The sequence below is a fragment of the Enterococcus sp. AZ126 genome, from assembly GCF_051714545.1.
Taxonomy (GTDB): domain Bacteria; phylum Bacillota; class Bacilli; order Lactobacillales; family Enterococcaceae; genus Enterococcus_L.
The window spans coordinates 1,110,792-1,124,589 of record NZ_JBIOSB010000001.1 but is presented as its reverse complement, the minus strand read 5'-3'; the positions used below and the strand labels follow the sequence as shown (position 1 = coordinate 1,124,589).

Annotated in this window: 12 protein-coding genes; 11 read left to right on the top strand and 1 reads right to left on the bottom strand. The window is 37.2% G+C overall.

Going from position 1 to position 13,798, the window contains the following annotated elements; all coding sequences use genetic code 11:
• The first annotated feature begins 79 nt into the window (after positions 1 to 79).
• The 9 genes from IGI43_RS05460 to IGI43_RS05420 all read left to right on the top strand — a co-directional run bounded on the left by IGI43_RS05460 (position 80) and on the right by IGI43_RS05420 (position 11,566).
• A complete protein-coding gene (locus IGI43_RS05460; RefSeq protein ID WP_438756811.1) occupies positions 80 to 757 on the top strand; it encodes a winged helix-turn-helix domain-containing protein in 678 nt (225 codons plus the stop codon).
• Between the two features lie 167 nt (positions 758 to 924).
• Positions 925 to 3,375, top strand: a complete 2,451-nt coding sequence (locus tag IGI43_RS05455) for a WxL domain-containing protein (RefSeq protein WP_438756810.1) — start codon at positions 925 to 927, stop codon at positions 3,373 to 3,375.
• Positions 3,376 to 3,389: 14 nt separating this feature from the next.
• Complete coding sequence (locus tag IGI43_RS05450; RefSeq protein ID WP_438756809.1) at positions 3,390 to 3,713, top strand: LPXTG cell wall anchor domain-containing protein; 324 nt, start codon at positions 3,390 to 3,392, stop codon at positions 3,711 to 3,713.
• Entirely contained in the window at positions 3,710 to 4,519 is an 810-nt protein-coding gene (locus IGI43_RS05445; protein ID WP_438756808.1) for a WxL domain-containing protein, read from the top strand. The genes IGI43_RS05450 and IGI43_RS05445 overlap by 4 nt, the downstream gene beginning before the upstream one ends.
• Positions 4,520 to 4,552: 33 nt before the next feature.
• Positions 4,553 to 5,350 carry a WxL domain-containing protein gene (locus IGI43_RS05440; RefSeq protein WP_438756807.1) on the top strand — a complete coding sequence of 266 codons (798 nt, stop codon included), beginning with the start codon at positions 4,553 to 4,555 and terminating at the stop codon, positions 5,348 to 5,350.
• A gap of 83 nt (positions 5,351 to 5,433) precedes the next feature.
• A complete protein-coding gene (locus IGI43_RS05435) occupies positions 5,434 to 6,582 on the top strand; it encodes a DUF916 and DUF3324 domain-containing protein (RefSeq protein ID WP_438756806.1) in 1,149 nt (382 codons plus the stop codon).
• Positions 6,583 to 6,604: 22 nt separating this feature from the next.
• Complete coding sequence (locus IGI43_RS05430) at positions 6,605 to 7,273, top strand: hypothetical protein (protein ID WP_438756805.1); 669 nt, start codon at positions 6,605 to 6,607, stop codon at positions 7,271 to 7,273.
• 15 nt (positions 7,274 to 7,288) lie between these two features.
• Entirely contained in the window at positions 7,289 to 7,990 is a 702-nt protein-coding gene (gene lepB, locus IGI43_RS05425; RefSeq protein ID WP_438756804.1) for a signal peptidase I, read from the top strand.
• A gap of 864 nt (positions 7,991 to 8,854) precedes the next feature.
• Complete coding sequence (locus IGI43_RS05420) at positions 8,855 to 11,566, top strand: cation-translocating P-type ATPase (RefSeq protein WP_438756803.1); 2,712 nt, start codon at positions 8,855 to 8,857, stop codon at positions 11,564 to 11,566.
• A gap of 79 nt (positions 11,567 to 11,645) precedes the next feature.
• On the opposite strand, the gene IGI43_RS05415 is transcribed toward IGI43_RS05420, so the two are convergent.
• The gene (locus IGI43_RS05415) at positions 11,646 to 12,158 is read right to left on the bottom strand and encodes a type 1 glutamine amidotransferase domain-containing protein (protein ID WP_438756802.1); all 513 of its coding nucleotides are present in this window, start codon (positions 12,156 to 12,158) and stop codon (positions 11,646 to 11,648) included.
• A 191-nt stretch (positions 12,159 to 12,349) separates the two neighbouring features.
• Between IGI43_RS05415 and IGI43_RS05410 the strand changes: the two genes are divergently transcribed.
• Together IGI43_RS05410 and IGI43_RS05405 are read left to right on the top strand one after the other, a co-directional pair.
• The gene (locus IGI43_RS05410) at positions 12,350 to 12,937 is read left to right on the top strand and encodes an ATP-dependent Clp protease proteolytic subunit (protein ID WP_438756801.1); all 588 of its coding nucleotides are present in this window, start codon (positions 12,350 to 12,352) and stop codon (positions 12,935 to 12,937) included.
• Positions 12,938 to 13,228: 291 nt separating this feature from the next.
• Positions 13,229 to 13,663, top strand: coding sequence for a hypothetical protein (locus tag IGI43_RS05405; RefSeq protein ID WP_438756800.1), 435 nt, complete (start codon positions 13,229 to 13,231; stop codon positions 13,661 to 13,663).
• The last annotated feature ends 135 nt before the right edge of the window (positions 13,664 to 13,798 follow it).

Here is a 13,798-nt window from a genome sequence, read left to right as displayed (position 1 = left end):
CAAGATAGTTTAATAACATTTTTTAAAGAATATATCCCAAATGTTATCGTTATATAGGGAGAGGAGGAATTAAATTACAATGTTAACTTTAGGCATATTAGGAATTAATCCATCAATGTATCAATTACTAGAACAGCAATTTGAATCCCAAACATATCGAGTTGTCAAAGTAGAAGAAAAAGAGCAATTGAACCAGATAGATGGATTAATTCTTTCCATAGATAAAAAAGAGCAAATGAATCTTGTGATTGATTGGTTGTTAATTTGCCAAAAATCACCTAGCGTATTTGTTTGGATTTTTTCAACTATTCCACTTGATTATGAAGAAAATATTTTATTCGCTCTTGGAGTCAATGCTGTTGTGATGACCAAAGAAAAAATGCATTATTTGACACACTTAGTTAATAATACATTTAGTCGGTTAGAAAATTCAAATATAAAAATAGAAAAACAATCTACGAATCAAATAATCAATGAGAAAAATCAAACTGTTTTAGTTAATGGTGTTGAACAAGCATTAACAAGAAAAGAATATCAGATATTTTCACTGTTATATGAACATAGAGGTACAACATTACCATATGAAGAACTGATTGAAAAATTATGGACAAATCAGCCAAAAGAAAATAATTTCTTGATAGCGAATACCGTCTTTCATTTACGAAATAAAGTGAATGGAAGTAATGATTTCGAGATAAAAACAATACGTTCTAAAGGGTATATGTTAAAACTCAAAACGAGTCAAGCAGATCAATGACGACGTGTACATCTATTTTTTTAAGTAGTATTTTCAAAACATTAATTAGTTTTTATATCAAACATACAACTAAAATATCTATCTGTCTGAATCAAACATATTTACTGAATTTAAAAATTTTTTATATATGACGTTTACACAAATTGGAAAGGAGGTGAATGTTATTAATGAATTTTTATAAGAGACAATCCATGATAAGTTTTTTATTATTTGTCAGCATGCTAGTAAGTTTCACTATTTTCTATTCTGATAAAGCAGAAGCAATAGTAGGATCTAATCATGCTCCTGGTGAACCAGTGGATGTGACCTCACAACAATGGAAAAATCAAGAACTCACAAAAGTAAGTCCAGCGATGACTGGTGCTGAGAATTTTACATTTGTTGATCCTAATAATCCCAAAGAAATTGACTATTTAACACAAGTGCAATTCAAACTTAATGAAGAGACTTCATATGATAGTAATATGACAGTTTCACGTGGCAGCCTCACAACACCTGCTTCTTATTACTATGAAAAAAGTAGTGCATTATCAAATGCCTACTTTAGGATAAATAACGCAGGAACTTACTTTGGGAAAAAAATAGACATAATGTATAGTATACCTAATAAAAACTGGGATGCTACTCCTGCTGGAACTCAAGCACAAATAATCTTTTGGGCACCTAGGTATGATCAAAAAGATAACGAATTTACAAATTCTTTTTATGGTAAAACAATGAGCACAACCTTTATGGGATTTTGGCTGTTTGTTTCTGGATACAATACTGGCGTAGCTATAGATGTCACTTTATTTGATCATGAAACAGGAGAAGAAATAGCTGCTAATGGGATATACTCTATGGGAAGAATGCACTTTGCAAGACAGTACACAGCAAGTGCAAGTGACTTCTCTAATTTTTACGTTAGAAATGATACAAATGTGTGGGAAAGAACTATTTCAACAAACCCACTTACGTATGAATTCACATCACCAGCAGCTGCAAGTTCAGCAGATTCAACGAGTCCAAAGAATTCTCTGGGAATGGAATTTAAGAATACGAGTAAGTTTCGATTTAAAGTGGCTAATTCTTGGATTTTACAATCTGGAGCTACTAGTACTAGCCCGATAATAAACCATTATCCATTTAAACAAAGTGACCTTGTTCGTTATAATCAGATTGCACCTGAGGTTATAGGGGAAAAGAATGATGCAACTCATGAAGATGCAAAATATAAAAATCTTCTATTTAGTGTGAAACAACAAATCCCACCGAACTATCAGGGAGCAAGAGATGAAAAAGATATGATCAGACTGAAAGTGCCAAAGGGATTTGATATTAAATCTGTTGAACCTAAAAAAGAGGACGGCACGTCAGCAGCAAACGTATTTAGTTCACCCAATAAAGTAGATAATCAAACATGGGAATTTTCAGCAGTAGATAGTACATCAGAAGATTTCGTAGACCAAACCTATTTATTTGAGGTTACAGCCACTCCTAATGCTCAATTTAAGTTAGCTGATTATGGCTACAATAAAGAAGATGGGTATATGCATATTGAAATGGGGATGAATGATTTATTACCTGCCACAGAGGGTGTTGAGACGCCAACTGCAGAATGGCTATCTACTTACAAAGGAACAACGAAAACATTGTCCAGCAGTAAAGTAGAGCCCACTAGTCAATCTCAAATCAAATATGAAGGTATGCCATACGGACAACCTAAAACAGGACTAATAATCTCCGCTGGAAAACAAATTACAGAAGTATATGCTCAACCAGAAGATTTATTAGAAAGCTACGGTACAGATACGAGTAGTCCATTAGACGAACCAGTGAGTGTTGCCTATAAAGGTGGGAAAGCACCAGATACAAGTACATTAGAACCTGGAAGTACTGTGACTGTACCGTTGACGTTGACTTCAAAACAAGGAATTGAAACAGAAGTGACTGTTACCATTCTTATACAAGGCGAAAACGGAGAATTAACCGTTAATTTTGTCACGCCATCAAATGAGCCATTGGCTACTGCAATAAAAATCAATACTACTGTTGGAGGAGATACAATTGATTTGACAGATGCAACATATGGTATTGATCAAATAATCTCTTCAATTATAGACAAAGGATATACATTAATAAGTCGTCCATTGAACGAAACAAAAGTCAAGATTACCGATAAAAAGCAACAGGTATCTTATGAGTTTGAAGGATCACTGATATTACAATCTGTACCGATGTCATTTGATTTTGGAAAGATAGAGTATACGGCAAAGCATGTTCAAGTAGATGATCCAAAATATACTCAACCACTTGTTGTCACGGATACAAGAACAGACCAAAGTGATGGCTGGTATTTGACAGCTACATTAACTTCCCCAATGAAAAATGGTAAAAATCAAGAATTAGTAAATGTACTGCGGTATGTAACAAAGGGAGAAGAAAAGATATTAAATTCGGATGCCCAAGTAGTATATGTAAATACTGTTGAAAATTCTGGTAGCTACGCTGTCAGTGATGATTGGGGAACAACTGCTAATACTGATGGTGTGAAACTTAAAATTGATTCAGATGACACTATCTATACAGGTACGTATACAGGGACTATCACGTGGAAGGTCATGGCAGGACAACCATAAAAGGAGAGAGAAATATGAACCATTCACGCATTATCTTGTTCGGCTGTTCTCTGCTTCTATGGCTGGGCGCAATCATTTCAGGACCCATTGTCCAAGCAAGTGAAGGGACCGGTGGTCAAGTCAGTACGACAGGCAAGATTTCATTTTATGAAGAAGTGACTGAACCTAGCAGCTCTGTTTCCACGGAACCAAGCACAGCGAAGCCGACTAAACCCATTGGGAAATTTCCTAGTACTGGGGAACAAATTCGAACGTACAGTTTGATTTTGGGCAGCGTGCTCCTCTTATTCCTCCTCTTACTCTTTTTACGGAAGCGTAGAAAGGAGGAACAGGAATGAGAGTGACACAACAAACTTTTTTATTCAGCAGCATAATAATTACCGTGCTTTTCAGCACTACTCTCGGTTTGACTGCTCATGCAGCACCTGAGTCGTTGAACCAATCTGGCGCTGTTTCAGTTGAAGGAAGCGTCGTGACAAATCCAATCGACCCTGAAAATCCTGGAATACCCGTTGATCCAGGACCTGGTCCGTCTACGGAAGGGCCACTGCGTATCGACTATGCATCAGCTCTGGATTTTGGCGAAAGCGAAATCAGTAAAGGTACGCGCAAGTACAATGCATTAGCGCAGCAGTTTTTTGGAGAAACAGGTCCTAGAGGGAGTTATATCCAAATTACGGATCAACAGGCAGATTCCTCAGGTTGGATGCTGCAAGTCAAACAAGAGACTCAGTTTACCAACCCAATCATTCAAGAAAACGGGGAACAAGAATTAAAGGGAGCTGTCCTGTCATTAGACAAAGGCTGGGCGAATTCCAGCGGCACCAGCGAAGCGCCAACGGTGACCCGTGAAACAATTGCGTTGAATTCTATTGGTTCAGCATATGAAGTAGCTACAGCACGAGCAGGCAGTGGAAAAGGAGTCTGGACAATTGCATTTGGGGCATCACAAACCAATACGAATGATCAGCCTCACACCTTAACTCCTATAGTAGATGCGTCAGGCAAACCAGTGATAGACCACACATACAACAAACCAGTCTATAGTAATTCAGCAATCACTTTAACTGTACCAGAAACGACTGTTATTCATCCGGTCGAATACCAAACGGAGATAACTTGGATACTAGCCAAGTTGCCTTAATAAATCACACACATTTTTAGGAGGAAAAACAATATGAAAGCAAGAAGTCTTTGTGCAACAACATTAGTAGCAATTTTAGGAGTAACAGTAGTAGGAACTGCATCCCCAGTGTCTGCTGCACCAACAGAATTGGATTCAACAGGAAATGTAACTGTGGAAGAAGGAACTGCCGGTGGTGGTGAGCAAGGAACAATCGATCCAGAAAATCCAGATCAAACTTTACCAACACCTGATCCAGACTCTCCAGGAGAAAATACAAATCCAGATACTGGTTCTTTAGTAATTGAAAAAACAACAAATTTAGATTTTGGAACAATTAAGTCATCAGCAAACACTGTGACAAGTTTTGCGAAACCAATGAGTTTTGAAACTGGTGCGAAAACACGTGGTGCTTATGTACAATGGGCAGATGTTCGTGCAGGAGGTACTTACGGATATACAGTAACGGCTCAATTATCAAGTCAGTTTAAAGATAGTACTGGAACAAATGTATTAACAGGATCAACTATCGATTTCAGCAATGGAATGATTGCAGCACAAAGTGATAATACAAATCCAATCCCATCAAGCGCACAAACAGCTTTCCAATTAACAGAAGCTGCAAATGATGCAAAAACAATTGTAACGGCAAGTAAAGATCAAAAAGAAGGAAAAGGTCGTTTCATAATGGAATTTGGTCAAAGTGAAGACTCACCTACAGGTACGAAAGGTACGGATGCGAATTCAGTGAAATTGACTGTACCAGCAGCAACAGCATCAAATATGGCAGTAACAGATTACACAGCAACAGTGACATGGAAAATTACTGCTGCACCTGGTGCAGAAGTATAAGATAAATTTTTAGTTTTGCAGAGCAACAGGTTTACTTGTTGCTCTGCGTACATAGAAAAAATCTAGAATAAACGAGGTTGGTTATGAAAACACATATAGTTTCTACAAAACAATGGATGAGTATCTTATTGAGTTTCATGGTTGTCGGCGTCTTCTTTTTAAAACCAGTTCCTAATTATGCTGCGGATAAGAACCCGGCAGGTGCAACAGGTTTTACGTACAATATTACGTTTCCAGACAATCAAGTAGACAAAGAATTAGGCTATTATCAATTAAAAATGACGCCAGGACAGCACCAAAATTTAGCGATTGCGTTAAGCAATCCCAGTAATGAAAAAGTGACTATTGATGTGAAAATCAATGGAGCAAAGACCAATCAAAATGGTGTCATTGAATATGGAGAGTCTACGATCAAAAATGACCCATCGTTAAAATTTGACTTTACAGACTTGGTAAAAGCACCAGAATCTGTTGAACTAGCGCCAGGAGAAACCAAAAACTTAGAGTTGATGGTGGCTATGCCAGAAACCGGTTATGATGGCGTCATAGCCGGAGGTATTCAGTTGATGCGTGCTGGACAAACAGACGCCACAACAGACGGTGGAGGCTCAAAAATCATCAATCAATATGCCTATGTTATTGGGATGGTTTTACAAGAAACAGAGACAGAGATAGTTCCAGATTTGTCTCTAAATAATGTCAAAGCTGGCCAAAGCAATTATCGTAATGCCATTTTCATCAATTTTTCTAATGTGACAGCTGCGTATTTAAATGATATGACTGTTGAAGTACAAATTACAGAAAAAGGAAAGGGGACGGTTTTATACGAACGCAAACAAACAGCGATGCGGATGGCGCCAAATTCATTTATTGATTTTCCTGTCAGTATGAATGGAGAGCGCATGGTTCCAGGAGATTATGAAGCTGACATCCTAGTTACTTCAGGAGAAAAAAAATGGGCATGGAAAGAAGACTTTAAAATCAAAGACGAAGATGCCAACAAATTTAATGAACGGGATGTAGGTTTGGTTCAAGAAAAAGGATTAGATTGGAAATTGATTTTACTAATAGTAGCAGCCTTTTTGTTCTTTATCATTCTAGTTTTTCTTTTTCTACGTTTTCTTCGAAAAAAGAAACAAACCAAAGAGGATATAGCGAAAAAAGTACGCCAACAAAAGAAAAAACAAGTAACTGAACCAACAAGTAATAAACGAAAGAAGCCAAAGAATTAATGGAGTATAGGAGCTGAAGAGAGTGTCTATCGTAGATTGGATTTTCGTTACAGGTATCGCACTAACGATCGTTGCACTCCTAGGATCCGCCTATTTTTTGGTACAGGTCTTACGAACATGGCAACAGATTCGCCGGCTACCAGTTAAACGAATAAAAAATAAGAAAAAACGACGTGTTATCGCGCGCAAACGTCAACAACTGACAAATAAGAGGAAACGAAGCCTTCGGAATTGTCTTATTCTATTGGTAGTGACTGTTTTATTTGGTGGAGCATCTGGTTATCTTTCCTACTATCAATCAATGAATCTGACAACAGATGACTCAGATTCTGTGGTTAAAGGGTACTATCTATTGCGGGATTTTGAACAACAGATTACCATTGCCAAAGAAAAGGGCGATGACGAAGAAAAAATGCAAAAAAATATTCGATATCTTGCCACAGCAATGGCAAGTTACGGCTCGAAAACAGCAAGTACGTCCAATTCGCAAGAAGGACAATTGACATTGAATCGATATTATAATGCAGTCAAGCAAGTAGGGATGAATGCCAGTACTCAAACTAAAAATTTTTACGGAAATGATGCTGTCGTAGATGATTTTTTAGAGGATATCAAAAAGGCACAGACGTATGAAAAAGCAGCATTCGCTTACTATAATGTAGATGAGTCTGCCTTCTCACAAGAGAAATAAGTGGAGTGAGAAACGATGAAACAACGACCGACATCCGACGCACGAAAGCAGACACTGCACAAAAAAAGGAAACAAAGGCCAACACCTAAAAAAAAGAGAACGATCAAAGTTAGAAGCCACGCTCATACACCATCTAATGGGAAAAAACGCAGTCTCCCAAAGAGAAAGCGAAGATCTAAAAAAAAGTGTCGAAGACACAAGTGGCAGATAAAAGAATTTTTTGTAGCCTTGATTTTGGGCAGTATGATAACCATGGGGTTGAGTGTTTTCTTTGTCAGTCTCATAACGGTCCACGGCTATAGCATGGTTCCGACGTTGCGTGAAGGAGACAAGGTACTGATTCAAAAAAACAGCATGTTACGCAGATTTGATTTAGCTGCATATACTGTTGGTGATGGAGACCCGCAGATTCGACGAATCATCGGATTACCAGGAGAGACGATCCGATATACGCAAGATACGTTGTTTGTGAATGAGCAGCCAGTGGACGAAAAATTTTTGGTAGATGAAATCAATGAAAGTCAAAAAAACGGGCGTGACTATACGGAAGACTTTGAGCAACAGCCAGTCGTTATTCCAGAGGGATATTATTTTGTATTAGGAGATAACCGCCCATATGCGACAGATAGCCGACATTACGGATTGATTGCAAAAAATCGCTTCATTGGTAAGGTGACCACACAACTGTTTCCGTTCAATGAAATCAAAGTATTTTAATGTAGAGAAAGGATGGGATGATCGCTTTTAAGCCCGAGAAAGTAAGAAGAGCTTTGCGAAAATTACTTTTCATTTTTTTATGAATTCAAGCTTACTTTCAAAGGGGTTATTTCTATTTTTTATTCGCACTTAGGGAGTGAAACAAAAGTGAATCATCCTTTTGTCCCACACCCTTATTTGATTTTACAGGAGATGTATTATACAAAGTGGATGTAAAAAATTCATTACTACATAAAAAAATAGAAAACAATATACCGATCTTATAGAAGGATTAATGACTGTTGAAGAAATAGTGTGAAAAATGTTGGTTGTTTAGCTTTCAAATCATTCATGAATAAAATCTACTAATTTTTTGTTAGACACATTAGACCAAAATGAAAATTTCTGAGATTATTAAGCCAACTGAGTGTGAAACAATTTATATCATAAAGGATCAGTTAGAGGTGTAAAAAGTCAGAAGTCATTATAGATCATAAAAAATTCAAAGAAACCATATTTAACAAAACCACTCTTTTTTGCTAAACAAGAGATTTTCAGAAAATCAATACGATTTTATTTGAAAAACACTAAAAGAACAGGTATAATCAATTTATCAATAATAACTGGTGAAGGACAAGTAATCTGTCGCCAATCTATTATTTCATGAGGGAGTAACTGGCGGCACAAGCTGCGGCAACATCACCAACTCCGAAAGAAATTTCTGGTGTTGTCTTAAACGGTGAGACTTATGTATGTTCTATTTAGCATACAGAGGTCTATTTTTTTTCGTTTTGCTAACGAACCAATAAGTTCAAAAAGGTGTTCGTTTCGTCATAATGAAGTAAAATAGATTTAAGTAGCTGCAAATTACAGAGGAGGAAGAACATGTCAGAAGAAAAAAAGGTTCAACTATCTGAAGCATTTTACACGCAGTCAGATGAAGAGGTCTTACAAAAGTTTGATACGACAGTCGAAGGATTAACGGATCAAGAAGCTAAAAAAAGATTGGAAAGTTATGGTGCCAATGCATTAGATGAAGGAAAAAAGAAATCGATCGTTGTTAAATTCTTTGAACAGTTCAAAGATTTTATGATCATCGTGTTGCTATTTGCTGCAGTGATTTCAGCAGTTTTTTCAGGTGATTTTGTTGATTCCATCATTATTTTACTTGTAGTCATTTTGAATGCAATCTTCGGTGTGATCCAAGAAGCCAAAGCAGAGCAAGCCATCGAAGCATTAAAAGAAATGTCGTCACCAAACGCAAATATTCGTCGTGATGGTCATGTGATCACTGTCAAAAGTGATGAATTAGTACCAGGTGATATCGTGTTATTAGAAGCTGGAGATGTTGTTCCAGCAGATTTACGTTTATTAGAAGCAGCAAGTCTAAAAATCGAAGAAGCAGCTCTAACAGGTGAATCAGTGCCTGTTGAAAAAGAAGCAATTATTTTAGAAGGTACCGCTGAAGATATCGGTATCGGTGATAGAATCAATATGGCATATTCCAACAGTAACGTTACTTACGGCCGTGGGATCGGTGTGGTAGTTGGAACGGGTATGAATACAGAAGTTGGTAAAATCGCGGGCATGTTAGCGAACGAAAAAGAAACAGAAACACCATTAAAACAAAACTTAAACCAATTAGGTAAAATGTTGACGATCGCCATATTAGTGATCGCAGCGGTAATGTTCGTTGTCGGTATGATGAATGGCCGCACATGGATCGATATGTTATTGACATCCATCTCATTAGCCGTAGCAGCAATTCCAGAAGGCTTACCAGCAATCGTGACGATCATTTTAGCGTTAGGTACGCAAAAAATGGCGAAGAAAAATGCGATCGTCCGTAAACTACCTGCAGTTGAAACATTGGGTAGCACAGATATTATCTGTTCAGATAAAACTGGGACGCTAACATTAAACCAAATGACGGTCGAAGCTCTTTACACAGACAACAAAGTAGCACCTGCAACGGACGCTGTCTCAATGGATAATATGGCCTTAAAAATCATGACCTATACAAATGATACAAAAATTGCGCAAGATGGTTCTTTGATCGGTGATCCAACTGAAACGGCTCTTGTACAGTATGGTTTAGATCATGATTTCAACGTAACAGAAAAAGTTATAGCTGAACCTCGTGTAGCAGAAATTCCATTTGATTCAGATCGTAAATTGATGACAACTGTTCACCAATTGGCGGATGGTAAGTTCCTAGTGGCAGTAAAAGGAGCACCAGATGAATTACTAAAACGTTGTAATGAAGTCCTATTAAATGGTCAAACAACGACGTTAGATGAATCAGGACGCCAAGATATTTTAACAAATAATACAAAAATGGCAAAACAAGCGCTACGTGTTTTAGGAATGGCTTATAAACTTGTTGACGCAGTTCCAGCTGAAATGGATTCTGATTTAGTGGAAAAAGATTTAGTCTTTGCAGGTCTTGTCGGCATGATCGATCCAGAACGTAAAGAAGCAGCAGAAGCTGTGAAAGTAGCGAGAGAAGCTGGTATTCGTCCAATCATGATCACAGGTGATCACAGAGATACAGCAGAAGCAATCGCAGCTCGTCTTGGCATCATCAAAGAAGGTGACGACGACGCAGTGATCACTGGTGCAGAATTAAATGAATTATCTGATGAAGCATTTGCAAAAGTTGTTGAACATTATTCGGTTTATGCACGTGTTTCGCCAGAGCACAAAGTTCGTATCGTTAAAGCTTGGCAGCAAGAAGGTAAAGTTGTAGCCATGACAGGTGACGGCGTGAATGATGCACCCGCTTTGAAAGCAGCTGATATCGGTATTGGGATGGGGATTACGGGTACAGAAGTATCAAAAGGGGCTTCTGATATGGTCTTGGCAGATGATAACTTCTCGACAATTATCGTAGCTGTTGAAGAAGGACGTAAAGTTTTCTCAAATATCCAAAAAACGATTCAATATCTGCTTTCTGCCAACTTAGGGGAAGTATTGACCTTGTTTATCGCAACAATGTTAGCATGGGATACATTATTACCTGTTCACTTATTATGGATCAACTTAGTAACGGATACATTCCCAGCAATCGCTTTGGGTGTAGAACCTGCTGAACGTGACGTAATGAGCCATGCACCTCGTGGCAAGAAATCCAACTTCTTCTCTGGCGGTGTCTTGAGCAGTGTGATTTACCAAGGGATCACACAAGGTGCGTTGACTTTGATCGTATATAAAATGGCGATTGAGTTCCCTGCACACACGGCGGCAAATATGCCAAACTTATCTGCAGCAGCATTATACGATTTACAACATGGGGATGCCTTAACAATGGCATTTGCAACATTAGGTTTGATTCAATTGTTCCATGCTTTCAACGTGAAATCTATTTATCAGTCAATCTTTAAAGTTGGACTATTCAGAAATAAATCATTCAACTGGGCAATATTAGTTTCGTTCCTATTATTAGCAGCAACGATTCTAATACCAGGATTCAACGACTTGTTTAGCGTAACTTCTTTAGATAGTTACCAATGGGCGATCGTTGCTGGAACATCATTTGCGATTATTCCGATCGTTGAAATCGTGAAGTTCATTCAACGTAGAATGGGTAAAAGCTAAAACAAATTTTAAGGTATAAAAAGCACAAGTGAGCATCTTAATAGGCGCTCACTTGTGCTTTTTTTGAAAAAGAATAAATTTAAGCAGTTAAATGGGTAACAATCGCTTTTTCAAAATCCGGTAGATCATCCGGAGTACGGCTAGTGATAAGATTCTTATCAATTACAACAGATTCATCCTTGATAGTACCACCTGCATAAGCTAAGTCTGGTTGAACAGTAATGTAGGAAGTCAAGGTCCGTCCCTCAGTTAAACCAGTTTGAATAAATAATTGTGGTCCGTGGCAAATCGCAAAAAGTGGTAAATCATTTTCTAAAAAATATTTAGTGAAATCAACAAAACGTTGATCTGCGCGAAGTTGATCTGGAGAAAAGCCGCCAGGAATCAGTAAGGCAACAAAATCATCAGGTGTTACATCTTCAATAGCAACATCAATCGTAAAGGTAGTTCCTTTTTTACCTGTGATTAGTTTACCCGCTTCTTTTTCAATGAGAACGACCTCATAACCCGCTTTTTCCAAGGCTTTTTTAGGAGAGGTTAATTCTACATCTTCTACCATATCAGTTACTAGTACTGCTACTTTTTCTGTCATCGAATCGCCTCTTTCTACTTTAAATTGCTCATACAACGAAGAGCTTAATCAAATGGTAAAGGGAATATTTTTTAGATGCAAAAGATATGCCTATTTTTTAAGGTCAAAACAAGTCAAAAAAGTGGACAAATTCTCAGATTGCGGTATTATTAATAGAGAGATTTAGCTTTAAAATATGGAGGTTATCAGATATGAACTATTTAGATGAAAACGAAGAAACAGAAGACAAACAACAACCAAATGCGTTTATGAAAAAATTGTTCGAAGAACGGACAATTTTGATTTACGGTGAAATCAATCAAGACTTGGCTCGTGAAGTAACTTCTCAATTACTTTTACTTGCAGCTATGGGAGATGAACCAATCAAGATTTTCATTAATAGTCAAGGTGGTCACGTTGAAGCTGGCGACACAATCCATGATATGATCAAATTTGTAAAACCAGAAGTGATCGTGATCGGAACAGGTTGGGTCGCAAGTGCAGGCATTACGATTTACTTAGCGGCTGAAGCGAAGAATAGATATAGCTTACCAAATACTCGCTATATGATTCATCAACCAGCAGGCGGCGTCCAAGGACAAAGCACAGAGATCCAAATAGAAGCAAAAGAAATCATCCGCATGCGTGAACGTGTGAATCGTCTGATTGCTGAAGCGACAGGTCAAACTTACGAAAAAATCGCAAAAGATACAGACCGTAATTTCTGGATGTCTGCTGACGAAGCAAAAGATTATGGCATGGTTTCTAAAATCATTAATACAAGTGACGAAATCAACTAAGGTGTAAATAAGTATAAGACAGAGGCATTTAAGCCCAAGAAATAAGCAGGAGTTCATGGAAAGTCTCTTCAAATTTTTGTGACTGTCAACTTATTTCCGAAGGAGTTGCTTTTGCTTCTACCATTTATTCAGATTCTTTAAGGCTAGAACATAACGCTGCAAGTTATGTTCTAGCCTCATCTTTTTTTATCGAAAAATTAGTAGAAAAACATACTTTTGTAGATTCCTCTTGTCATGCACCTATGAAAAAGTGTAAAATTGAGTGATTACTAAAAGAAAGTAGGAAAGATAGTGAAACCAAATTTAGGCTATTATGTTCAAAAAATCAATGATATTGTAAAAGAGACAGAAGAAGTTGGCGAAAAGATGAACGACTATTATGAAGAAGTACGTAAAGCAATCGATGAAGGCAAGGCTTCTGAGTTAGCACCAGAAAGAATCATAGAAATAAAAAATGTCTTTCAAGATGGAACCAAAGAATACACATTAATGCTTGAAAAAGTAACACAATTACGTCCACCGGCTCGTGTAATGGGAATCCATAAAAAATTCGAACGTTCATATATCGAATATTTAGCTGGATGTAATGAAATGATTTTATCATTAGATCCAGAAAAAGGAATAGATGTTGAGTCATTTAACAACTCTGAAGAAAAGCAAGACAAAGCAACAGATGATATTTCATTTGCAATTACGCGAATGAGTAATCTTTTATTGAAAAAATAAAAAAATAAATAGAAAAAATGACAAAAAAAAGTGATATTTCATTTCATTTTAACGTTATTTTTAGTAGACAAATAAAAAAAGGTATTGTATTATATATTCATACCAACAACAACCTTTTTATTTTTCATTTTACTC

Bases quoted from the DNA above. Each gene is read 5' to 3' on its own strand.
- IGI43_RS05460 (WP_438756811.1), top strand. From the start codon at position 80: ATGTTAACTTTAGGCATATTAGGAATTAATCCATCAATGTATCAATTA.
- IGI43_RS05455 (WP_438756810.1), top strand. From the start codon at position 925: ATGAATTTTTATAAGAGACAATCCATGATAAGTTTTTTATTATTTGTC.
- IGI43_RS05450 (WP_438756809.1), top strand. From the start codon at position 3,390: ATGAACCATTCACGCATTATCTTGTTCGGCTGTTCTCTGCTTCTATGG.
- IGI43_RS05445 (WP_438756808.1), top strand. From the start codon at position 3,710: ATGAGAGTGACACAACAAACTTTTTTATTCAGCAGCATAATAATTACC.
- IGI43_RS05440 (WP_438756807.1), top strand. From the start codon at position 4,553: ATGAAAGCAAGAAGTCTTTGTGCAACAACATTAGTAGCAATTTTAGGA.
- IGI43_RS05435 (WP_438756806.1), top strand. From the start codon at position 5,434: ATGAAAACACATATAGTTTCTACAAAACAATGGATGAGTATCTTATTG.
- lepB (WP_438756804.1), top strand. From the start codon at position 7,289: ATGAAACAACGACCGACATCCGACGCACGAAAGCAGACACTGCACAAA.
- IGI43_RS05420 (WP_438756803.1), top strand. From the start codon at position 8,855: ATGTCAGAAGAAAAAAAGGTTCAACTATCTGAAGCATTTTACACGCAG.
- IGI43_RS05415 (WP_438756802.1), bottom strand. From the start codon at position 12,158: ATGACAGAAAAAGTAGCAGTACTAGTAACTGATATGGTAGAAGATGTA.
- IGI43_RS05410 (WP_438756801.1), top strand. From the start codon at position 12,350: ATGAACTATTTAGATGAAAACGAAGAAACAGAAGACAAACAACAACCA.